The sequence below is a fragment of the Tianweitania sp. genome (assembly GCF_032053605.1).
Classification (GTDB): Bacteria; Pseudomonadota; Alphaproteobacteria; order Rhizobiales; family Rhizobiaceae; genus Tianweitania.
This window is the reverse complement of sequence record NZ_DAMBUH010000040.1, coordinates 1291-24073: the sequence shown is the minus strand read 5'-3', so window position 1 is coordinate 24073 and position 22783 is coordinate 1291. Positions and strand designations below refer to the sequence as shown.

The following is a 22783-nucleotide window of genomic DNA, read 5'->3' as shown; positions in this document are numbered from 1 at the left end:
CCACGGCACCTTCGGCATACGGGGATAGTCGTGGCGCCAGGCCTTGAACCAGGCGTAGCCGAGCAAGCCCAGACCCAGCAGCAAACCCGGCACGATGCCGGCAATGAACAGCTGGCCGATCGAGGCGCCCGACAGCACGCCGAAGATGATCATGGTGATGCTGGGCGGGATCAGCGGATCGATCACCGCGCTGATGGCCACGAGCGCCGCGCCGTAGGAAGCCGGAATGCCTTGCTTGGCCATGGCCGGGATCATGAAGGACCCGATGGCGGAGGCCTGTGCGATCGCGCTGCCGGAAATGCCCGCAAACAGCGTGCTCGCCAAAACGGTCACCAGAGAAAGACCGCCGCGGAAGTGGCCAACCAGCGCATTGGCAAAGCCGATCATGCGCCCGCTCAGGCCACCGAGATTCATCAGGTTGCCGGCAAGGAGGAAGAGCGGGATGGTGAGCAGCACGAACTGGTCGACGCCCTGCAGCATGCGCTGCGGCAGCGCCATTACCAGCATCCCGTTGCCGGTGAGATAAAGGTAGAGCAGGCCGCCGGCGCCCAGCGCCAGCGAGATTGGAATGCCGATCACGAGGAAGACGGCAAAGATCCCGAGAAAGGCAATCACGTCGCGGTCTCCATCGTAGCAGGCGGCGCGAGCGGCTGACCTTTGGCCACGCGCCAGGTGTCGTAGGCAAGGCGTCCGAGGAAGTGGATGAGCAGTATGGTGCAGCCGACCGGCACGGCGACATAGACCCAGAAGACCGGCACATGCAGGTCGTTGCCGGTCAGCGAATTCCAGATGAAGTCGAGCGCCGGGATCATCTGCCGCGCAAAGCGCGAGGCGTGGGTCCAGCCCGCCACGATGATCATGTAAAGAAAGACGGAGATCGGGATCGCGGTCAGATAGCGGATCGCCATGTAAACACCCGGCGACACATAGGCGCTGAACAGGTCGAGAATGACCAGCTCACCCCGGTGATAGGCATAACCGACGAACAGGAAAGTCTGCCAGATCAGGATGTAGCGGCACAGTTCCTCCGCCCAGATCAGCGATGAATTGAAGACATAGCGGGCGATGACCTGCACCACCATGACGGTGACGATGACGGCCATCGAGCCGCCGGCAAGCACCTTGATGACGCGCTCATAGGCGCCAAACAGCCTGCCAAAACCGGATTGATTCATTCCCATGGCTCTCTTCGAGAATGCAGGGTGCAAGCGGCCGGGCGAACACCGTTGATGGTGTGCGCTAGAGGCTCACGGTCGTTTCGCGATGATGCCTACCCAAGTTGACCGAAGGATCGGCTTGATCGAGGTTCAGCTCGCGTTGCGGGCTGCTGCCGCGAACTCGGCGATGAGCGGATCCTTGGCGCTCCAGGTGTCCACGATCGGCGCGACCTTGGCCTGCATTTCCTGCAGGTTTTCCAGTTCGTAGATCGTCACGCCCTTGGCCTTGAGCTGGTCGCGGCCTTCCATGTCCTGCTTGGCGGTGTAGTCCATGGTCGGCTTGATCGATTGTTTGCCGGCCTCGCGAACCGCTTGCTGCAGCTCCTGCGGCAGCCCATCGAACACCATCTTGTTCATGGCCGTGACATTGTGCCAGGGATAATGACCGGTGAGCGTGAAGTTCTTGCCGACTTCCCAGAGGTTCTCCGACAGCATCGAGGACACGTTGATCTCGACGGCGTCGATGACCTTGGTTTCCAGCGCGCCATAGACTTCGCCATAGGGCAGGCCGACGGGCGATGTACCCACCGCTTCCCAGATGGCCTTGTGCAACGGCACCGGCAGGATGCGGGTCTTCAAGCCGGCAAAATCGGGCAGCGATTTCACGACCTTGCCGGCCGACACGAAGTGGCGCTTGCCGATATCCGTCGTCTGCAAGCCGACGAGGCCGGCCGGCTCCAGATCGTCCAGAAGCTTCTGGCCGACATCGCTGGTCGCAAGCTTGGTGAAATGGTCATAGTCGCGGATCAGGAAGGGGAGCTGGTAGGCGTCGAGCGCCTGCCGCCCGGTGACGAGCGGGTATTGCACGCCCGAGCAGCCGCAGAGATCGACCACGCCCGCAATCGCGGATTCGAGGTTCTGCTTGTCTTCGCCGAGCTGGCGGTTCGGAAAGATGGTAATTTCGATGGCGCCGGGAACGAGCGTTTCCAGCGCCTTCTTGAACTCCAGCGCGGCGATGTGGCCGGGGTGAATTTCGTTGGCTGCATGGGCGTACCGCATCTGGATCGGTGCGGCGCGGGCAATATTGGGCATGGCAAGGGTAGCAGCCATTGCGCCAGTCGACGCAAGGACCTGTCGGCGAGTCAGCATGAACGTCTCCTCCGTTTCGTTATGCAGAACGCTGTTACGGAGAATAGTGTTTTGATTGTTTTCCGCTGTCAAGCGGGCCTACGAAAGAATTTTCTGATCTGCGCTTACCGGCCATGCTTGACAATCAACTCGTTCAACCTGCATCATTTTCGCTATCAACGTTCTGCTTGAGAGAACGACGGGAGGAAGACGATGTATGATCAGACAGATCCGCGCTCGCGCATGGCTGCCGCTTCCGCTGCACAGGCCGCAGCGCCAACCAGCTTTTCCGGCGCCGACTACGGCCTGTTCTACCAGACGGATCCACAGATTACCGCAGACGGTGCCCGCACATGGCTGACTCGCGGCCAGAACTTCCTCGTGGGTTATAGCGAGGTCGAGGCCGGCGGGTCCTTGTCGCGCACGGGCCAGGGCGACGAATACGTCCTTCTTCTGTCTGACCGCGAGACGCCGGCAATCGTGGAGGCAAACGGCGAGCGGGTGGAGGTCGACGGCTTTTCTCTGGTGATCCTGCCACCGGGCGATAGCCGCATCACCCTGCCCAAAGGGGGCCGCGCAACGCGTATCTTCTCAACCAGTTCGGACGATCTCAACGCGCTTTGCGCCAATGCCGAGTCTTACACTGAGCAGCATCCGAATGTGACCCTGCTCGAGCCTTGGCCCGATCCGGTCGGCGGCTTCCGCATCCGCGCATACAGCCTCGACGTGCCGCCAAGCCCGGGCCGATTCGGACGCATATTCCGCTGCACCACGCTGATGGTGAACTACCTCGATGAGCAGCACGGTCCGCGCGACATCGCGAAACTCTCTCCGCATCATCACGACGATTTCGAACAAGGATCGCTCGCCCTCGACGGCACTTACACCCATCACCTGCGCTGGCCCTGGACAACCAACCTCAACGCCTGGCGCGATGACGAGCATGCGCTGGTGAAGTCGCCGTCGCTGACCGTGATCCCGCCGCCCGCGATCCACACCTCGCGCGGCATGGACGAAGGGCTTAACCAGCTGGTCGACATCTTCTCCCCGCCCCGCACGGATTTTTCCAACCAGGGTTGGGTGCTGAACGCCGACGAATATCCTGCACCGGCCTCGCTCAGCTGACATCGGCGAGGTTGTCGCAGTGCGGCAGCCTTGCTCCAGAACGAAAATGGCAGTCTATCTGCCCAAAGCCCGCACCGGCCGGTTCGCGGCACGAGAAGGGTCGGAAACGGTCAAAGCATGAATGAGGCACCCAAAGGCGGTTCGATCCAGGCGGTCGAGTTTGCGCTGGAAATCCTGGAATATGTCGCCCGAGGCCAGACCTCGGTCGGCGTGTCGGAAATGGCGCGTGCCTTCAACACCACCAAGAGCCGCATCCACCGCCACCTGCAAACGCTGGTGTCGGCCGGCTACCTCATCCGCAACGAGGAAACCGAGCGCTATTCGATCAGCGCGCGGCTGATGTCATTGGGCCAAGCCGTCAGCGAAAGCTTCGAACTGGCAACCGCGGCCCGCGAAGTCGCCCGCGAGCTCCGCGACCAGACCGGCCATGCCGTGGCCATCAGCCAGCCGGAACCGGACGGCGTGCGCATCCTCTTAATCGTGCCGAGCCGCTCCAACATCGAGATCCACGTCAAGCCCGGCTCGCTTCTCCATTACCACGCCAGCGCCCAGGGCAAGGTCACGCTTGCCTTCGGCGACCGGCTGCTTCTTCCGCGCATCCTGTCCGAAGGGCTGGATATGCATACCCCCTACACCGTCACAGATGCCGATCAGTTGCAGGCGGAGGTCGATGCCGTGCGCAAGCGTCGCTGGGCCACCGGACCGAATGAAGCCATGGTCGGGCTGAACGCCGTCGCCGCACCCATCTTCGATGCGCTGGGCGGGTTTGTCGGGGCGATCGCCATCAACGATTCCGTGCAGCACATCGCGCCCGATCCAAGCCTCGACCAGGTCCGCGCCGTGCTGGCAGCGGCTGATAAGATCTCCGCCAATCTGGGCTATCGGGCACGCAAGTAGCCGCTGTTCTGCCTGTTCCACGCTACCACTCGGCCGCTATGTACTTCGCTTCCATGAATTCGAGCATGCCGTGATGGGCACCTTCGCGTCCCAAACCGCTTTGCTTGACGCCACCGAAGGGTGCGGCGGGATCTGACACAAGGCCGCGATTGAGCGCCACCATGCCCGCCTCGATCCGTTCGCTGACCCGCAATCCCCTCGCGAGATCGCGCGTATAGACGTAAGCGACGAGGCCGTATTCCGTGTCGTTGGCAAGCTTCACGGCCTCATCTTCGGTGTCGAAGACGTAGACCGGCGCCACCGGCCCAAAAATCTCCTCATGCGCCATCTTGGCATGCGGCGGCACATCAACCAGCACGGTCGGCGGATAGAAGAAACCGACGCCCTCATCCCGCTTGCCCCCGCACAAGGCGCGGCCGCCTTTCGCGACCGCGTCTCCGACCAGTTCGGTGATCTTACTCACGGCAGCCGCATTGACCAGCGGGCCGCAGTCGGTGGTCGGTTCCACACCGGCACCCACCTTCATCGCGGCCATGCGCTCCGCCAGTCTGGATGCAAAGGCCTCGGCAATGCCTCGCTGGGCGTAAAGCCGGTTGGCCGCCGTGCAGGCTTCGCCGCCATTACGCATCTTGGCGATCATCGCTCCATCGACTGCCCTATCGAGATCGGCGTCGTCGAACACAACGAAGGGTGCGTTGCCGCCAAGTTCCATCGAGCAGTGGATGATCTGGTCTGCAGCCTTGCGCAGTAGGATGCGTCCCACTTCCGTCGAGCCCGTAAAGGACAGCTTTCGCACGCGTGGATCTTCCAGCATCGCATTAACTACCGCGGACGTCTTGCTTGACGTGATGACGTTGACCACGCCATCGGGAACGCCGGCTTCCGCCAGAAGCTTGGCAACGGCATAGGCCGTCAGCGGTGTTTCCGTTGCAGGCTTCAGCACGCAGGTGCAGCCTGCCGCCAGCGCTGGGGCGATCTTGCGGGTCGCCATGGCGGCCGGGAAGTTCCATGGCGTGATCAGCAAGGACACGCCGATCGGCTGATACTGCACGAGGATGCGGTTCGTGCCAGAAGGGGCAGCGGATAGATCGCCATTGATGCGCACCGCTTCTTCCGCGAACCAGCGGAAGAACTCGGCGGCATAGGCGACCTCGCCACGCGCATCCTTCAAGGCCTTGCCGTTTTCAAGTGAAATCAGACGGGCCAGATCCTCGCTGTCGCGCATCATCAGCTCGTAACAGCGCCGCAGGATTTCGGACCGCTGCCGTGCCGGCGTTTTCGCCCAAGCCGGCAGGGCGGCCGCTGCCGCATCCACCGCCGCTATCGCATCGCCGACATCGGCATCCGCGACATGGTCGAGAACCGTGCCGTCGGAGGGATTGATTACGGCGATCCGCTTTTCCGATGAGCCTTGAGCCCAGGCGCCGTTGATGAAGAGGTCTGTCGGATGATTTGTCATCGTGTCTCAGCTCTTTTCAGAAGGGTGACGGTCGAAGGCTTCAAAGCGCGCGGTCGAGGATCGAGCGAATGGCGGTGGGGTTGAGCGCGGCGGGGTTGTTCTCGACCAGGCGAGCGGCGTTCATCGCGAGATCAGCCATCGCCGACAGATCGGCCTCTTCGACACCGATCGCGCGCAGGTTCGACGGGATGCCGATGCTCCCGAACAGTGACCGCACCGCTTCGATCGCAGCCTTCGCTGCATGCTCGTCCGCGTCCGTGCTGGAAGCTGCGCCGATCGCGCGGGCGATTTCGGCGTAGTCGGCAGCAGCGTCGCACAGGTTGAAATCCATCGTGTGCGGCAGAAGAACGCCGACACCCAGCCCATGCGCTGTGTGGGTGCGCGCGCCGACCGGATATTGGATGGCGTGCGCAGCCGCCGTGCCGGCGCTGCCGAAAGCCAGACCCGCATAGGTCGAGGCCAGCATCACGGCGGAGCGGGCGTTAAGGTCATCACCTTGTGCCACCGCTTGCTCCAGATGCTCGAAGATCAGCTTGATTGCCTGCAAGGCGTAATGATCGCTAAGTCCGTTCTTGCCGACAAAGACGCGGGTCATGGCGAGATCCGGCTCGGCCTTCCTGGCAACGGCCGCAAAGGCTTCGATCGCGTGCGCTAAAGCATCGGCACCGGAGATCGCGGTCAAACCCGGCGGGCAGGACAAAGTCAGTTCGGGATCGCAGATCGCCGTATGCGGAATGAGGTAAGGACTGGAAATGCCGACCTTCATGGCACGATCAGGATCGGCCAGAACCGCGACCGGCGTGACTTCCGAGCCCGTGCCGGAGGTCGTCGGCACGGCGATGACCGGGCGGATCGGACCCGGGACCTTGTATTCGCCGTAGTAGTCCGACAAGCGGCCGGGGTGGCTGAGCAAGAGGCTGACCAACTTCGCCAGATCCAGGCAACTGCCGCCTCCAAGGCCGATCACGACATCCGGCTTGAAGTCCGCATAAGCTTCAACGCATTGCTCGATGCCGTGCAGCGGCAGCTCCGGTTCGGTGGCGTCGAACACAGCGACGTTCAGGTCGAAGGCCTTTAGATCTGCGATGATCTCGGCAAGCAAGGGCAGTTCGGCAATGCGTTTGTCGGTGCAAAGAAGGACGCTCCGCCCCAAAGCTGACGCCACCCGGCCGAGGGCGCGACGTTGGCCGACACCGAACAGAAGCTGGCTCGGCGCGCGTGTGACCCCGTAGTCATTCCGCATGATGGGACCTCCCTCCCGGCATGATCGAAGACCATCAGCACTCCTCGCAGCGCAATCGTCTTCAAAATCCGATACGATATCGGATTTAATATCGGATCGTATTTGATGATGCAAGGCCGTATGCTGTGTCTATGAACGCTCTTGCTTCGGCTCCCTCTTCAGCTCCCGGTTTGACCGCTTCGACACTTCCTTCCCGGCACTCCATCGGTGAGGATGTGTATGGCGCGCTGCTTTCAGACCTTATCGCCCTGCGCATTCCACCGGGCGAGCGGATGTCGGTGGATGCTCTGGCGAGGCACTTCGGCGTGTCGCAGACACCGGTACGCGCGGCTCTGATCCGGCTGGAAGCGGAAGGGCTGGTCGCCAAGAAGTTCAACTCGGGCTACAGCGCGGCGCCCATGCCGAGTGGTGCGCAGTTCCGCGACACCTATGCCATGCGCCGACTGATCGAGCCGGAAGCCGCGGCTTTAGCCGCAGGCCGGATGACACCAGCGCAGAAGAAGGACTTGGCTCGGCTTTGTTCAGACATGGAAGCGCTGACGAAAGGCGACACGCTGGCCAATTACGGCCGCTTCGCCCAGCTGGACGGGCAGTTCCATGCGCTCATCGCAGCGGCCTGCGGCAACGCCATCATTGCCGAAACGTTGGAGCGTCTTTACGCCCACATGCACCTCTTCCGCCTGCGCCACCACACGGCTGTCGCGGAAGAGGCGGTCAAGGAGCATCTCCTGATCAGCCGAGCAATCGCGGATGGCGATGCGGAACATGCACGCTCGGCAATGCAGGCGCATATCGATGCGTCCTGCCAGCGTATGGAGCCGTTCTTCCGCGTGCTCGCCTGAGAACGTTACGGACCCGCCACCTCTCCCGAAATACGATCGCGGCCGTCGATGATCACGGCCTGCATGGCCGACGCCGCTTGACTTCCATTGCCGCTGGCGATGGCGTCGACGATGGCGCGGTGGGCTTCGGAGGTGGCTTGCTGCCGGCGGGGTTCGCCATAGGGCGAGCTCAGGCGGAAGCTGGTGACGAGGGCGGCTTCGATCAGCGAGCCGACCGAAAACATGAACGGGTTCTTCGAAATGTCGAGAAGTGTGAGGTGAAAGTTGAGGTCGGCGAAGGCGAAGCTGTCCATCGCGTCGGCCGTTTCCATGGCTTCAACACAGGCATAAAGCCGGGAAATTTCGGAAGGACTCGCCCGTTTTGCGGCCAAATCGGCCGCAAAAGGCTCGAAACTCAGGCGCATTTCGGCAAGATTTCCGATAAATTCCGGGTCGATTCCGCTTTCCAGATGCCAGATCAGCACATCGCCGTCGAACAGGTTCCAGGTCGAGCGCTCGGTCACCCGGGTGCCGATGCGGGCCTTCGGAACGACCAGCCCCTTAGCCGTTAGTGTCTTCATGGCTTCGCGTAAGACGGTGCGCGAGACGTCGAAGCGCTCAGCCAGTTCCGCATCGCCGGGAAGCACGGTGCCCGTGGAATAGGTGCCGCCGACAATCGCCTTGCCGAGTTCGTCGACCACCCGCGCATGACTGTTGCGCGTGACGCCCCCGGAAATCGCGGTCTTCAGCATCATACCCCGTTCAACCCTTCCCCGACGCGGCCTCCGCACGGCGTCCGCCTGCCCAGACCAGCGCCTTTTGCAGCACGATGAAGCCCAGCAGCAGCATGCCGATCGCGATCTTGGTCCACCAGCTCGACAGCGAGCCGTCGAAGGTGATGTAGGTCTGGATCAGACCCATGATCAGCACGCCGATCAGCGTGCCCGCGACGAAACCGCTGCCGCCCGTCAGCAGCGTGCCGCCGATCACCACGGCGGCGATCGCGTCGAGCTCGACGCCCACCGTGGCCAGCGAATAGCCGGCGGAGGTATAGATGGCAAAGACGATGCCCGAAAGGCCTGCGAGGAAGCCGGACAGGGCATAAACCTGGATCGTGGTGCGGGCGACCGGTACGCCCATCAGCCGCGCGGTCTGGGCTCCGCCGCCCAGCGCATAGATGTTGGTGCCGAAGCGGGTGCGATGCGCAACGACGATACCGACGAGAACGACAATTAGCATCAAGCCGCCGACCAGTGTCAGGCGTCCTTTGCCCGGCAGCAGCCAGTAGATGCGCTGTAAAGCGCTAATCGTTTCATCGCTGATCGGCACGCTGTCGATCGACAGGACGTAAGCCATGCCGCGCGCCAGAAACATGCCTGCCAGGGTGACGATAAAGGGCGGCATCTGCAGAAAGTGGATCGTGGCGCCCATAGCCGCGCCGAACAAAGTCGTGATGATGAGGAGCAGCGCAAAGATCGGCCATGGTCCAAGACCGGTATCGCGCAGCAGGACCGCGATGAACACACCGGAAAAGGCAATAACCGAGCCGACGGAAAGGTCGATGCCACCCGAAATGATGACGAAGGTCATGCCGACGGCAACGATGCCGAGGAAAGCGTTGTCGGTCAGCAGGTTGCCGACGACGCGGGTCGAAAGGATCGCCGGGAACTGGAGATAGCAGAGGGCATAGGCGACGATGAAGATCAGCACCGTGGCGACGAGGGGCAGCGTGCGGGCATTCATCGCGCCGGCCTCCTTGTTGTGAAGAAGGTCATCATGATCTGGATGGCAGGTGATTGGACGACAAGGATGATCAGGATGATCACCGCCTTGATTACCAGGTTGAACTCGGGCGGGAAGCCGGACAGAAGAATGCCGGTGTTGACAGCCTGAATGATCATCGCGCCGATCAACGAGGCAATCAGCGAGAAGCGGCCGCCAAGCAGTGAGGTGCCGCCGATCACCACAGCGAGAATGGCGTCGAGTTCCAGCCAGAGGCCGGCATTGTTGGCGTCGGCACCGCGGATGTCGGCGGCAACGATGATGCCGGCGAGAGCCGCACAAAGGCCGGAGGTCATGTAAACGGCAATCAGAAGCACGCGCGCATTGATGCCCGATAGCATGGACGCGCGCTGGTTGATGCCCACCGCTTCGATCAGCAGACCAAGGGCGCTGCGCCGGACAAGCAGCGTGACGAGGGCACCCATGGCCAGCCAAAGGATGACCGGCATCGGCAGGCCAAGGAAACTGCCGGAACCCAGGAAGATCAGGCTTTCATCGTTGAAGGTGAGAATCGCGCCTTGCGTTACGAGCTGCGCGATGCCGCGACCGGCCACCATCAGGATGAGCGTCGCGACGATCGGCTGGATGCGAAGAACAGCGACGAGGATACCGTTCCACAGACCGCAGGCGAGGCCGGCTGCAAGACTGATGGCGATCGTTGCCGGCAATCCGTAGCCTTGAGTGATGCAGGACGCGGCCAGCGCACCGCAGATCGCCATAACGGCGCCGACCGAGAGGTCGATGCCGCCGGTGGCGATGACCAGGGTCATGCCGATTGCCAGCAAGGCGACTGGCGCGCCGCGATTGAGGATGTCGATCGGGCTGCCGTAAAGACGGCCATTGGCGAAGCTGATGTCGAAGAAGCCGGAAAACACCACGGCGATCAGGCCGAGAACGGCGGCCAGCGCGATGATCTGCGGTAGAAGGCGTTGCGCCAGGCGTTTAACCGCGCTCATGCTGCGGCCTCCTCGCTATCAGGCGTTCCGGCGATGGCGTTGACGATGCGCGTCGTGGTGATGTCTTCGCCGACGAGTTCGGCGACATGGGCGCGATCACGCACCACGATCACGCGGTGGCTGTAAACGACGAGCTCTTCCAGTTCGGAGGAGATGACGAGCAGCGACATGCCGCCTTCGCAAAGTTCTTCGATCAGGCGGATGATTTCGGCATGGGCACCGACATCGATGCCGCGCGTCGGTTCATCAAGGATCAGGAATTCGGGATTAGTGGCAAGCCAGCGGGCGAGCATGACCTTTTGCTGATTGCCGCCGGAGAGCTGTCCGACCGGTTTTTCGGCGTCGGACGTGCGGATGTCCAAACGGCGGATGAAATCGTCCGCCATTGCGCGCTGCCGTTTGGCGGAAAGCGGACGAGCCCAGCCGATCCGGGCTTGCAGTGCCAGTGCGATGTTTTCGCGGATTGAAAGCTCGCCGATGATGCCGTCGGTCTTGCGATCTTCGGGAAGGAAGCCGAAGCCGGCGGCTACCGCGGCACGAGTAGAGCCAAGGGAAAGCGCTCTGCCCTCCTTCGCGGCCGTGCCGCTGTCATGCGGGTAAACGCCGAACAGCACCTCCGCCGTTTCGGTGCGGCCGGAGCCGAGCAGGCCTGCCATGCCTACCACCTCGCCACGCTGAATGGCGAGGTCGAAGGGTGCGATGCGGCCGCGCCGACCGAAGCCTGAAAAACTCAAACGAGGCTCGGCGTCATAGCGCATGCCCGACTTGCCGGTGCGGCGTGTTTCTTCGGCGAGTTCTCGGCCGAGCATCATGTTGACCAGGCGCAGGCGGTCGAGCGAGGCGGTGTCTTCCGTGCCCACCAGCTTTCCGTTGCGCAGAACCGTGATGCGGTCGGTGATGCGAAAGACTTGGTCGAGGAAATGCGAAATGAAGACGATGCCGAGGCCGCGTTGCTTCAAGCCGCTGATGGCATCGAACAGGACATCGACCTCATGCGCATCAAGGCTGGCGGTTGGTTCGTCGAGGATCAGCACCTTGCCGGAAAGCCTGACGGCGCGGGCGATGGCAACGATCTGCTGGATGGCGACGGAATAGCTGCCGAGGCTGCGCGTCACATCAATGTCGAGACCATATTGCCCGACTAGTGCTCGCGCTTCCCTATTCATGCGGCGGGTGGAAACCAAACCGAGCCAAGTCGGCTGATGGCCGAGGAAGAGGTTCTCGGCGACCGTGAGATTGGTGAGGAGGTTGACCTCCTGATAGACTGTGCCGATGCCAAGCCGTTGTGCATCCTGCGTGTCGCGCGGATCGATCGTGACGCCATCGAGCTGGATCTCGCCACCGTCGCGGCGATAAGCGCCGGTCAGGCATTTCACCAGCGTGGATTTGCCGGCGCCGTTTTCACCGAGAAGCGCATGCACTTCGCCGGCGCGCAGGGTGAAATCTACACCGTCGAGCGCTTTCGTGCCGGGGAAACTCTTGGACACGGCCGCCGCGCGCAAAAGCGGGACGCGACCGGGGGTCGGGTCGAGCATTCAGGTCGTTCCTTGGAAGGTCACAAGCCGATATCCGCCGCGATCAAGCGCGGCGGAGGGGTTGAGCGCGCTGCCCGACGATGCGCCGGCAGCGAGAGCGTCGGCTTAGTAGCCGAGGCCCTTCTTCTGCTCATAAACGGCCTTCGGATCGTCGGCCTGGGTGTAGAGCTTGGACTCTGTCTGGATGAACTTCGGCGGCTCTTTCTTGTCGTCCATATAGGCCTTGAGCGCATCGAAGGCGGGGCCGGCCATGTTCGGGGTCAGCTCAACGGACGCATTGGCTTCGCCGGCGATCATGGCCTGGAAGATATCCGGCACGCCGTCGATCGACACGACCTTGATGTCGGTGCCGGGCTTCAAGCCTGCTTCCTTGATCGCCTGGATGGCGCCGACGGCCATGTCGTCATTATGGGCGTAAAGCGCGCAGATGGTCTTGCCGCCGCCTTCCGCCTTCAGGAAGCTTTCCATGACTTCCTTGCCCTTGGCACGGGTGAAGTCACCGGTCTGGCTGCGGGTAATCTTGATGTTGTCGTGACCCTTGATGGCCGCCTCGAAGCCGGCCTTGCGCTTGATGGCCGGCGAAGAGCCCGTCGTGCCCTGCAGCTCCACCACGTTGCACGACTTGTCGCCGACATCCTTCACCAGCCAGTCGCCGGCGACCTTGCCCTCGTGCTCGAGATCCGAGCCAATGCCGGTAAGATAAAGGTCCTTGTTGGAATCCACTGTCCGGTCGAGCAGGATCACCGGAATTTCGGCTTCCTTGGCTTCTTCCAGCACAGCATCCCAGCCGGTCTCGACCACCGGCGCGATCAAGATGGCATCGACGCCCTGCGCGATGAAGGAGCGCAGCGCCTTGATCTGGTTTTCCTGTTTCTGCTGAGCATCGGCAAATTTGAGGTCGATGCCGCGCTTTTCGGCTTCCATCTTGGTGAGCGTGGTTTCAGCCGCGCGCCAGCCCGATTCCGAACCGATCTGCGAGAAGCCGATGGTCTGTGCCATGGCTGCGGACGACAAAAGGCTCACCGACGCGAGAAGGCTCGCGCCGAATACGATTTTGCTGATCATGTTTCTCCTCCACGAGAAGGGCTGCTGCCCTGAGGAGAAGAAAAATCATACTATATTACTTTTGTAAACGGGGGACCTGATCCTGCGTTTGGCTTGCTTGCAGCCGGTCTTCCACAAGGTCCCAGATGGTCTGCGAGGCCGGCGACAGGGGCCGATCCTTAGATCGTAGCAGCGAATAAGGTGAGACAGCGAGATCGGGCGCTGCCGGCAGGGTCGCGATGCGTGCGTTCAAGCCATCGGCTTTGGAAAAGAAGTTTGCCACTGCCTCGGACAAGGCGGCGATCGCGTTCGACTGCGAGATGATCGCCAGGGTCATCAGAGTCGACGAGGTGCTGAAAACGCGGTGCGGCAAGGACAGACCCTTGCTCAGGATGTAGGTTTCCACCGTTCTGCGCAGGAGACCGCCCGGCGCTTGCAGCACCCAGTCATATTCCACGCAGTCGGCCAGCGAGGTGCTGCCTGTTCGGATCAGCGGATGATCCTGGCGCACGATCAGGCTCATCGGCTCAGGTCCCACCGGGCGGGCAGCGAAGCGCCCGTGATCGACATCGGGGGGAATGCGGCCGACAAAGAAGTCGAGGCGTTCGCTGAGGAGCAGCTCGGCCAGCTTGTCGCTGGTATCCACAAAGATATTGCTGGCGATGTTGGGATGGGTGACGCGCGTTTGGCGCAGCACCGGCAGGACCAGATCGAGTGCGGGGCCTGTTACCGAACCGATGGACACGAAGCCGCTTTGGCCGGCTTCCATTTCGCCGATTTCGCGGTCCGCCGCATCGAGGTCTCTGAGGATCTTGCCGGCCCAGTCGGCAAGCTTAAGGCCGAAAGGTGTGAGCACCACGCCGCGCGGATGGCGCTGGTAAAGCTTGGCCCCGGTGATCGTGTCGAGCTCAGCCAGGAGGCGCGACGCGGCAGGTTGGGTCATGGCAAGCTTGGTCGCCGCGGCGCGGATCTGGCCGGTTTCATTGAGCACCGCGAGCAGGCGCAGATGGGTGAGCTTCAAGCCGCGACGGATCAGGCGATCGCGGATGGAGCCGGGATTTGACGAGGATGCCGAACTGATCATCATCAAACGATATACCAAAAGTGTTATATCGCACAGCATCATTCTGAATTGACCGGCATACCGATCCGCCACTACCCATGCCTCACACCGATTGGGAGATCGGGTGGAGACGTTCGCACGCTTGTACGCGGCATCGTCTGGTCTGCGTCAAACGGATCCCTGGGAGGACCACATGCGATTTTTGAAAGCCGCCCTCGCGGCAACCCTGCTCACCGCCACCGTGCTGAGCGGATCTGCCTTTGCGCAGGAAAAGGGCACCGTCGGCGTTTTGATGCCGACCAAGGCTTCGGCCCGTTGGATCGCCGATGGCGACAACATGGTCAAGCAGCTGCAGGAACGCGGCTACAAGACCGATCTGCAATATGCCGAGGATGACATCCCGACGCAGATCAGCCAGCTGGAAAACATGGTGGCTGCCGGCGTTCAGACGCTGGTGATCGCATCGATCGACGGCACCACGCTGACGGACGTGCTGGAACAGGCCCATTCCAAGGGCATCAAGGTCATCGCCTATGACCGCCTGATCCGCAATTCGCCAAATGTCGATTACTACACCACCTTCGACAACCAGCAGGTCGGCGTGCTGCAGGCGCAGTCGATCGTTCAAGGCCTGAAGCTCGACACCGAAGCCGGTCCGTTCAACATCGAGCTGTTCGGTGGCTCGCCAGACGACAACAACGCCTTCTTCTTCTACAACGGCGCCATGAGCGTGCTGCAGCCTTACATCGACCAGGGCAAGCTGGTGGTCGTGTCGGGCGAAACCGGCATGGAGAAGGTCGGCACGCTGCGCTGGGATCCGGCTGTTGCACAGGCGCGCATGGACAACCTGCTGTCGTCCTATTACGGCGACAAGACCGTGAATGCCGTGCTGTCGCCTTATGACGGCCTGTCGATCGGCATCATCTCGGCGCTGAGCGCAGTGGGTTACGGCCAGGGCGACAAGCCGATGCCGATCGTGTCCGGCCAGGACGCGGAAGTGCCTTCGGTCAAGTCGATCCAGAACGGCCAGCAGTATTCCACGATCTTCAAGGACACTCGCGAGCTCGCAAAGGTCACGGTCAACATGATTGACGCCGTTGGCCAGAAGAAGGAGCCTGAGGTCAACGACACCAAGACCTACGACAATGGCGAGAAGGTCGTTCCGTCCTACCTGCTGAAGCCGGTTCTGGTGACCAAGGACAACATCGCGCCGGTTCTGGTCGACAGCGGCTACTACACGGCCGACCAGATCAAGCCTTGATCCTTTGATCCTGCGGGGCGTTACCTGCGCCCCGCTCTTCATGCCGGGCGGCCGCTCAAGGCCGTCCACGATCCCTCACGCCTGCGGGAGCGCGCTTTGGCACCGATCCTCGAGATGCGCGGCATCACCAAGACGTTTCCCGGCGTTCGCGCCTTGGACAACGTCAACCTCACGGTTCAACAGGGCGAAATCCACGCCATCTGCGGTGAAAACGGCGCCGGCAAATCCACGCTGATGAAGGTTCTGTCGGGCGTTTACCCGCACGGTTCCTATGAAGGCGACATTGTTTACGACGGAAAGGTTCAGGCCTTTCGCGGCATTCGCGACAGCGAACATGCCGGCATCATCATCATCCATCAGGAGCTGGCCTTGGTGCCGCTTCTGTCGATCGCCGAGAACATCTTCCTCGGCAACGAGATCTCGCGCTTCGGCGTAATCGATTGGCCCGAAGCCTTCCGCCGTTCCGAAAAGCTGCTTGACCAAGTCGGCCTGTCCGAGCCGCCGACCACGCTCATCAAGGACATGGGCGTCGGCAAGCAGCAACTGGTGGAAATCGCTAAGGCGCTGTCGAAGAAGGTCCGGCTGCTGATCCTCGACGAGCCGACCGCCAGCTTGAACGAGCGCGACAGCCAGGCGCTACTCGATCTTCTGCTGGCGTTCAAGGCCGAGGGCATGACCTCGATCATGATCAGTCATAAGCTGAACGAGATTTCGCGTGTCGCCGATTCCATTACGGTTCTTCGCGACGGCTCTACCGTTTCCACGCTCGATGCCAAGAACGGCGTCAGCGAAGACCGTATCATCCGCGACATGGTCGGCCGCCAGCTCGACGACCGTTATCCGCCACGCCAGCCTGATATTGGCGAGGTGCTGTTCGAGGTGAAAGGCTGGAATGCCTATCACCACCTGAATACACAGCGCCACATCGTGAAGGACGTGTCCTTCAACGTGCGCAAGGGCGAGATCGTCGGCATTGCCGGCCTGATGGGCGCCGGCCGCACAGAACTTGCGATGAGCATCTTCGGACGCTCCTACGGGCGCAACGTGTCGGGCGAAGCCTCCATGCATGGCAAGCCGGTGGATGTCTCGACGATCACCAAGGCGATCGATACGGGGCTGGCTTACGTCACCGAGGACCGCAAGCAGTATGGCCTGCTGCTCGAAGACGATATCCGCCAGAATGTTTCGCTCGCCAACCTTCCCGAAATTGCCAAAAGCGGCGTGATCGATGCCGAGCGGGAACGCTCCGTTGCCGAAGATTATCGCACCAATCTGCGTATCCGCTCGTCGGACATCTTCCACAAGACCCTGAACCTGTCCGGCGGCAACCAGCAGAAGGTGGTTCTGTCGAAATGGCTGTTCTCGGATCCCGAACTGCTGATCCTCGATGAGCCGACGCGCGGCATCGATGTCGGCGCCAAGTTCGAGATCTATTCCATCATCGAGCGGCTCGCATCCGAAGGCAAAGGCATCCTGATGATTTCGTCGGAAATGCCGGAATTGCTGGGAATGTGCGACCGCATCTACGTCATGAACGAAGGCCGCTTCGTGGCCGAAATGGCGCGGGGAGAGGCGACGCAGGAAAGCATCATGCGCGCCATCATCCGCACCGCAGGAAGGAGCGCCGCATGAGCACGAACACGATCGACGCGCCTGTTGTGAAAGCAACGGAAACCAGGAGCCTCGACTACTTCAAGGACCATCTGCGCGAATACGGCATGCTCGTCGCGCTGGTGGCGATCATCCTGTTCTTTGCCGTTTATTCGGCAGTGACCGGCCGACCGACCTTCGTATCGGCTTCGAACCTGACCAACCTGTTCCTGCAGAACAGCTACGTGATCATCATGGCGATCGGCATGCTGATGATCATCATCACCGGCCATATCGATCTGTCGGTAGGCTCGGTGGTGGGCTTTATCGGCGCGGTTGGCGCCGTTTTGATGGTGCTTTACGACCTGCCGGTGGCGTTCGCAGTTCTGGTTTGCTTGTGCGTTGGCGCCGCGATCGGGGCCACGCAGGGCTACTTCGTCGCTTACCTGCGTATCCCATCCTTTATCGTGACGCTTGCGGGCATGCTGGTGTTCCGCGGCTTGACCTTCATGACGCTCGGTTCGTCATCCTCGATCTCGCCGATCCCGCCCTCCCTGCGTGCTCTTTCCACCGGCACGATCCCCGATCTCGCACCGGTTCTCGGCCTTGCCAATTCCACGACGATGATCATCGCGGTCGTGCTGGCCGTCGGCTTCCTCCTTTTCGCCTTTCGCAAGCGCTCGCGCCAGAATGCGCTCGGTACGGCGCATGAGCCGCAATCCTTCTTCTTCGGACGCGTTGCCATTGTCGCCGCTGCGATCCTCTACATGGGCTATCTGCTGTCCACCAATCGCGGCCTGCCCAACGTGCTCATCCTGATGGCGCTGTTGATCGCGATCTATGCCTTCGTGACCAGCCGCACGACCGTCGGCCGCCGCGTTTATGCCGTTGGCGGCAACGAAAAGGCTGCCAAGCTTTCGGGCGTGAAGACCGAGCGCATCGTGTTCCTGGCTTTCGTCAATATGGGCGTGCTGGCCGCAATCGCCGGTCTGGTGTTCTTTGCCCGCGTCGGTAGCGCCACCGCCAAGAACGGCACCGGCCTCGAGCTCGACGTGATCGCGGCCTGCTTCATCGGCGGCGCGTCGGCCTATGGCGGCGTCGGCAAGGTGACGGGCGCGGTCATCGGCGCCTTCATCATGGGCGCGCTGAACATGGGCATGCAGAGCGCCATGCAGCTCAGCATCGACTACCAGCAGCTCGTGAAGGGTCTCGTCCTTCTCGCTGCCGTTTCCTTCGACGTTTACAACCGCAATAAGGCCTGAGGAGCGCACCGATGCTGCTGTCGCAGATCAAGAAGCCGGATGGCGCGCTCGCCGTGGTCGCGCGTGAAGGCAAGGAAGCCTATGAAGTCCGGGGTGCACAGAGCGTTTATGCGCTGGCCCTCGACTGCGCCCGCAACGGCAAGAGCCTGGCCGCCCATATCGGCAGCCTTGGCTTTGGCAGCGCGGTCGACCTCGAACAGGCCTATGAAGAAAATCGGCTCCTGTCGCCGATCCATCACCCCGATCCCGCGCATCTTCATCTCACCGGCACCGGCCTGACGCATCTCGGTTCGGCGGCGACCCGCAATGCCATGCATGCGAAAGTATCGGGCGCGGAAGAGGTGCTGACCGATTCCATGAAGATGTTCCGCATGGGGTTGGAGAACGGCAAACCTGCCGGTGAGGGTGTCGGCGTTCAGCCGGAATGGTTCTACAAGGGCAACGGCGCCAGCCTCGTTGCACCCGGCGCCGACCTCCCCTCCCCCGCTTTCGCCGATGATGCCGGCGAAGAGCCGGAGCTGGCGGGCATCTATGTGATCGGCGATGACGGGACGCCGTTCCGGCTGGGCTTCGCCTTGTCGAACGAATTTTCCGACCACGTCATGGAGCGGGTGAACTACCTTTATCTCGCCCATTCCAAGCTGCGGCCGGCCTCGTTCGGCCCGGAAATCCGCATCGGCGCGCTGCCGGAAGATGTGCGTGGCACGTCGCGCATCCGTCGCGGTGGCGAGGTGATCTTCGAAAAGCCGTTCCTTTCGGGCGAAGCGAACATGTCGCATTCGATCGCCAATCTGGAACATCACCACTTCAAATATCGCGTGTTCCGCCAGCCGGGCGACGTGCATGTGCATATGTTCGGCACCGCGACGCTGTCGTTTGCCGACGGCATCCGCACGGCACCGGGCGACCAGTTCGAGATCGAGGCGGCCGAGTTCGGCCTGCCCTTGCGCAACGGTCTGGCGATCGACGGCTTCACGCCGGCCGCTTCGCGCGTTGCCGTTCAAACTCTTTGATTGCAGGGAAAGGAGCGTCTTCCATGGCGTTCACCAAGGCCACATGGCCGCGTAAACTCCGCTCGCAGGAGTGGTTTGGCGGCACGGGCCGCGACCAGATCTATCATCGCGGCTGGATGAAGAACCAGGGCTTCCCGCACGACCTGTTCGATGGCCGTCCGGTGATCGGCATCATGAACACATGGTCCGAGCTGACGCCGTGCAACGCGCATTTGAACGTGCTCGCGGAATCCGTGAAACGCGGCGTGTATGAAGCGGGCGGCTTTCCCGTCGAAGTGCCGGCCTTTTCGGCTAGCGAATCCGGTTTCCGCCCGACGGCGATGATGTTCCGCAACCTTGCGGCCATGTCGGTGGAAGAACAGATCCGCGGCCAGCCGATGGACGGCTGCGTGCTGCTGGTGGGCTGCGACAAGACCACGCCAAGCCTGCTGATGGCTGCCGCTTCCACCGACATGCCGTCTATCGTGGTGACCGGCGGACCGATGCTGAACGGTTATTACAACGGCGAACGCGTCGGTTCCGGCACGCATCTGTGGCGTTTTTCCGAAGCCGTGAAGGCCGGCGAAATGACGGCCGAGGAGTTTTCCGAAGCCGAAGCCTCCATGTCGCGCTCGGCCGGCTCCTGCAACACGATGGGCACGGCATCGACCATGGCGTCGATGGCAGAAGCTCTGGGAATGGCTCTGTCAGGCAACGCCGCGATTCCCGCCGTCGACAGCCGCCGCCGCGTGATGGCGCAGATGTCTGGGCGGCGCATCGTCGATATGGTCAAGGACGATTTGAAGCCGTCCGACGTCCTGAAAAAGGAAGCCTTCGAGAACGCCATCCGCACCAATGCGGCGATCGGCGGCTCGACCAATGCGGTGATACACCTTCTGGCCATTGCCGGCCGCGTCGGCATCGACCTGACGCTGGAGGATTGGGACCGTTGCGGGCGCGATGTGCCGACCATCGTCAACCTGATGCCATCCGGCAAATATCTGATGGAAGAGTTCTTCTATGCCGGCGGGCTGCCCGTCGTCATCAAGCGTCTGGGCGAAGCCGGTCTGCTGCACAAGGACGCTCTGACCGTTTCGGGCGAAACGATGTGGGACCAGGTCAAGGACGTCACCAATCACGACGAAGACGTCATTCGTCCGGCTGAAAAGGCGCTGACGCAATCCGGTGGCATCGTCGTGCTCAAGGGCAATCTGGCGCCCAAGGGTGCCGTGCTGAAGCCGTCCGCGTCTTCAGCGCATCTGCTGACGCATCGCGGCCGCGCCGTGGTGTTCGAGGACATCGACGACTATAAGGCGAAGATCAACGACGAGGCGCTCGACATCGACGAGACCTGCGTCATGGTGATGAAGAACTGCGGCCCGAAGGGATATCCTGGGATGGCCGAGGTCGGCAATATGGGCCTGCCGCCCAAAGTGCTGCGCAAAGGCATCACCGACATGGTGCGCATTTCCGATGCGCGCATGTCGGGCACCGCCTATGGTACCGTCGTGCTCCACACCTCTCCGGAAGCCGCTGCCGGCGGTCCCCTGGCGGTGGTGCAAACCGGCGATTTCATCGAGCTCGACGTACCGAACCGCCGCCTGCATCTCGACATTTCGAACGCGGAACTTGCTGATCGTCTGGCTGCCTGGCAGCCCAAACACGAGCAGTATGAGTCCGGCTATGCCTGGCTGCACCAGCAGCATGTGCAGGGTGCCGACACCGGTGCGGATCTAGACTTCCTGCGGGGTAATCGCGGAAAGGCGGTCGGTCGTGACAGCCACTGATATTGCTATCGTCGGCGTCGGAAAGATCGCGCGGGACCAGCATGTCCCGTCGATCACCAAGAACGACGCGTTCCGCCTCGCTGCGACGGTCAGCCGGCACTCAGGCGTCGAAGGCGTCGAGAACTTTGCGACGATCGAGGAACTGCTTGAACAGCGGCCGGACCTTCCGGCTGTCGCTCTGTGCATGCCGCCGCAGAACCGCTTCGACGCGGCCTGGACCGCGATCAAGGCCGGCCGTCATGTCCTGCTGGAAAAGCCGCCGGGGGCTACGATCGCCGAAGTTCAGGCGCTGGTAGAGGCTGCGCGTGACAAGGGCGTTGCGCTGTTTGCCACTTGGCATTCACGCTATGCCGCTGCCGTGCCTTCGGCCAAGGCCTGGTTGGCAAAGCGACAGGTGCAATCCGCCCGCATCACCTGGAAGGAAGATGTGCGTCGCTGGCATCCCGGCCAGGAATGGATTTGGCAGCCGGGTGGGCTCGGTGTGTTCGATCCTGGCATCAACGCGCTGTCGATCCTGACCGAAATCGTGCCGCATCCGGTTCGCGTGACATCCGCCGAACTGGAGTTTCCGGAAGGACGCGATGCGCCGATCGGAGCACAGCTGCAGTTTGCGGGCGCTAACGGCGAGACGGTGTCCGCCGACTTCGACTGGCGCCAGACCGGGCCTCAGACCTGGGACATCGACGTCCTGACAAACGACGGGACGCTCAAGCTGTCTTCCGGCGGTGCCGAGATGACGGTCGACGGGAAGGTTGTCATACAAGAAGCCGACAGCGAGTATGACGGCATCTATGCACGCTTTGCCACCCTGGTTGCGGAGCGTGCGATCGACGTAGACCTTGCGCCGCTTGTGCATGTTGCCGATGCATTCATGTTGGGCCGCCGCATTGCAGTCGACGCCTTCGACATGTAACTCCAGTCGAACACGCATTCGACGCTGGAAAGGACTGAACCATGTCTGACAACTTCAAGCCACGCGGCCGCCACCTGATAGCTGGGGAATGGGTGGATGGATCGCAGAGCTTCCAGTCCGATCCGGTTTCGGGCGAGCCGCAGACTTTTGCGCTGGGAACGGCTGCCGACATCGACCGCGCCGTTAAGGCTGCGGAAGACGCGTTCTGGGTATTTGGATCGTCCAGCCGGGAAAATCGCGCGGCGTTCCTTGAAGCTATTGCCGATGCAATCGAAGCCCGTGGCGCAGCCATTACCGCCATCGGAACGCGGGAAAGCGGTTTGCCCGCCGGGCGTCTGGAAGGTGAACGCGGGCGCACGACCGGCCAGTTGCGCTTGTTTGCCGGGCATATCCGTGACGGCGCTTATCTCGACAAGCGGCATGATCTCGCAATGCCCGACCGCAAGCCGGCGCCGCGCCCCGAAATCAAGCTGGTTCAGCGGCCGATCGGCCCCGTCGGCGTGTTCGGCGCCTCGAATTTCCCCCTCGCCTTCTCCACGGCTGGTGGTGATACGGCATCCGCGCTCGCAGCCGGCTGCCCGGTTGTGGTGAAGGGGCATCCCGGTCACCCCGGTACGGCAGAGATCGTAGCCGAAGCCATTCTGGAAGCGATCGAGAAGACCGGCCAGCATCCCGGCACCTTCTCGCTCGTGCAATCCAACACCAACGAGGCCGGCGAAGCGCTGGTGCGCCATCCGCTGATCAAGGCAATCGGCTTTACCGGCTCGC

The 22783-nt window shown here is 62.1% G+C and carries 21 protein-coding genes; 10 read left to right on the top strand and 11 right to left on the bottom strand.

What is annotated here, in order from left to right; genetic code table 11:
* From RTX98_RS11095 to RTX98_RS11085, 3 genes are all read right to left on the bottom strand, one after another.
* A partial coding sequence (locus tag RTX98_RS11095) for a TRAP transporter large permease subunit (protein ID WP_312796610.1) occupies positions 1–615 on the bottom strand: 615 nt, incomplete at its 3' end.
* Entirely contained in the window at positions 612–1175 is a 564-nt protein-coding gene (locus RTX98_RS11090) for a TRAP transporter small permease (protein ID WP_312796609.1), read from the bottom strand. The genes RTX98_RS11090 and RTX98_RS11095, both read right to left, overlap by 4 nt.
* Before the next feature lie 132 nt (positions 1176–1307).
* The gene (locus RTX98_RS11085) at positions 1308–2306 is read right to left on the bottom strand and encodes a TRAP transporter substrate-binding protein (RefSeq protein WP_189506947.1); all 999 of its coding nucleotides are present in this window, start codon (positions 2304–2306) and stop codon (positions 1308–1310) included.
* A 192-nt stretch (positions 2307–2498) separates the two neighbouring features.
* Here RTX98_RS11085 and RTX98_RS11080 point away from each other — a divergent pair, with 192 nt between their 5' ends.
* Positions 2499–3410: a hypothetical protein gene (locus RTX98_RS11080; RefSeq protein WP_312796605.1), complete on the top strand. Its 912-nt coding sequence runs from the start codon at positions 2499–2501 to the stop codon at positions 3408–3410.
* Between the two features lie 117 nt (positions 3411–3527).
* A complete protein-coding gene (locus tag RTX98_RS11075) occupies positions 3528–4307 on the top strand; it encodes an IclR family transcriptional regulator (protein ID WP_312796603.1) in 780 nt (259 codons plus the stop codon).
* 22 nt (positions 4308–4329) lie between these two features.
* Here the strand turns inward: RTX98_RS11075 and RTX98_RS11070 are convergent, their stop codons facing one another.
* Both RTX98_RS11070 and RTX98_RS11065 read right to left on the bottom strand, forming a co-directional pair.
* Positions 4330–5766, bottom strand: a complete 1437-nt coding sequence (locus RTX98_RS11070; RefSeq protein WP_312796601.1) for an NAD-dependent succinate-semialdehyde dehydrogenase — start codon at positions 5764–5766, stop codon at positions 4330–4332.
* A gap of 40 nt (positions 5767–5806) precedes the next feature.
* Complete coding sequence (locus tag RTX98_RS11065; RefSeq protein ID WP_312796599.1) at positions 5807–7009, bottom strand: iron-containing alcohol dehydrogenase; 1203 nt, start codon at positions 7007–7009, stop codon at positions 5807–5809.
* A 131-nt stretch (positions 7010–7140) separates the two neighbouring features.
* Between RTX98_RS11065 and RTX98_RS11060 the strand changes: the two genes are divergently transcribed.
* The gene (locus RTX98_RS11060) at positions 7141–7851 is read left to right on the top strand and encodes a GntR family transcriptional regulator (protein ID WP_312796598.1); all 711 of its coding nucleotides are present in this window, start codon (positions 7141–7143) and stop codon (positions 7849–7851) included.
* Positions 7852–7856: 5 nt separating this feature from the next.
* Here RTX98_RS11060 and RTX98_RS11055 read toward each other — a convergent pair whose 3' ends face one another.
* From RTX98_RS11055 to RTX98_RS11030, 6 genes are all read right to left on the bottom strand, one after another.
* The gene (locus RTX98_RS11055; RefSeq protein WP_312796597.1) at positions 7857–8585 is read right to left on the bottom strand and encodes a FadR/GntR family transcriptional regulator; all 729 of its coding nucleotides are present in this window, start codon (positions 8583–8585) and stop codon (positions 7857–7859) included.
* Between the two features lie 7 nt (positions 8586–8592).
* Entirely contained in the window at positions 8593–9573 is a 981-nt protein-coding gene (gene yjfF / locus RTX98_RS11050; RefSeq protein WP_312796596.1) for a galactofuranose ABC transporter, permease protein YjfF, read from the bottom strand.
* Positions 9570–10568 (bottom strand): ABC transporter permease, encoded by a 999-nt coding sequence (locus RTX98_RS11045; RefSeq protein ID WP_312796595.1) that lies wholly within the window; start codon positions 10566–10568, stop codon positions 9570–9572. The genes yjfF and RTX98_RS11045 overlap by 4 nt, the downstream gene beginning before the upstream one ends.
* Complete coding sequence (locus RTX98_RS11040) at positions 10565–12103, bottom strand: sugar ABC transporter ATP-binding protein (RefSeq protein ID WP_312796593.1); 1539 nt, start codon at positions 12101–12103, stop codon at positions 10565–10567. The genes RTX98_RS11045 and RTX98_RS11040 overlap by 4 nt, the downstream gene beginning before the upstream one ends.
* A 105-nt stretch (positions 12104–12208) precedes the next feature.
* Positions 12209–13168 (bottom strand): galactofuranose ABC transporter, galactofuranose-binding protein YtfQ, encoded by a 960-nt coding sequence (ytfQ, locus tag RTX98_RS11035; RefSeq protein ID WP_312796591.1) that lies wholly within the window; start codon positions 13166–13168, stop codon positions 12209–12211.
* A 55-nt stretch (positions 13169–13223) separates the two neighbouring features.
* The gene (locus RTX98_RS11030; RefSeq protein ID WP_312796590.1) at positions 13224–14234 is read right to left on the bottom strand and encodes a LysR family transcriptional regulator; all 1011 of its coding nucleotides are present in this window, start codon (positions 14232–14234) and stop codon (positions 13224–13226) included.
* A gap of 169 nt (positions 14235–14403) precedes the next feature.
* Between RTX98_RS11030 and chvE the strand changes: the two genes are divergently transcribed.
* From chvE to RTX98_RS10995, 7 genes are all read left to right on the top strand, one after another.
* On the top strand, positions 14404–15471 hold the full coding sequence (chvE, locus tag RTX98_RS11025; RefSeq protein ID WP_312796589.1) for a multiple monosaccharide ABC transporter substrate-binding protein: 1068 nt from the start codon (positions 14404–14406) through the stop codon (positions 15469–15471).
* A gap of 114 nt (positions 15472–15585) precedes the next feature.
* Complete coding sequence (gene mmsA, locus RTX98_RS11020) at positions 15586–17103, top strand: multiple monosaccharide ABC transporter ATP-binding protein (protein ID WP_312796618.1); 1518 nt, start codon at positions 15586–15588, stop codon at positions 17101–17103.
* Positions 17100–18323: a multiple monosaccharide ABC transporter permease gene (gene mmsB, locus RTX98_RS11015; RefSeq protein WP_312796588.1), complete on the top strand. Its 1224-nt coding sequence runs from the start codon at positions 17100–17102 to the stop codon at positions 18321–18323. Before mmsA ends, mmsB begins: the two co-directional genes overlap by 4 nt.
* Before the next feature lie 11 nt (positions 18324–18334).
* Positions 18335–19336, top strand: coding sequence for an AraD1 family protein (gene araD1, locus RTX98_RS11010; protein WP_312796586.1), 1002 nt, complete (start codon positions 18335–18337; stop codon positions 19334–19336).
* 23 nt (positions 19337–19359) lie between these two features.
* The gene (araD, locus tag RTX98_RS11005; protein WP_312796584.1) at positions 19360–21102 is read left to right on the top strand and encodes an L-arabinonate dehydratase; all 1743 of its coding nucleotides are present in this window, start codon (positions 19360–19362) and stop codon (positions 21100–21102) included.
* Positions 21089–22015 carry a Gfo/Idh/MocA family oxidoreductase gene (locus RTX98_RS11000; RefSeq protein ID WP_312796582.1) on the top strand — a complete coding sequence of 309 codons (927 nt, stop codon included), beginning with the start codon at positions 21089–21091 and terminating at the stop codon, positions 22013–22015. The genes araD and RTX98_RS11000 overlap by 14 nt, the downstream gene beginning before the upstream one ends.
* 41 nt (positions 22016–22056) lie before the next feature.
* Positions 22057–22783 (top strand): aldehyde dehydrogenase family protein (locus RTX98_RS10995; protein ID WP_312796580.1); only part of this gene is annotated, 727 nt, incomplete at its 3' end.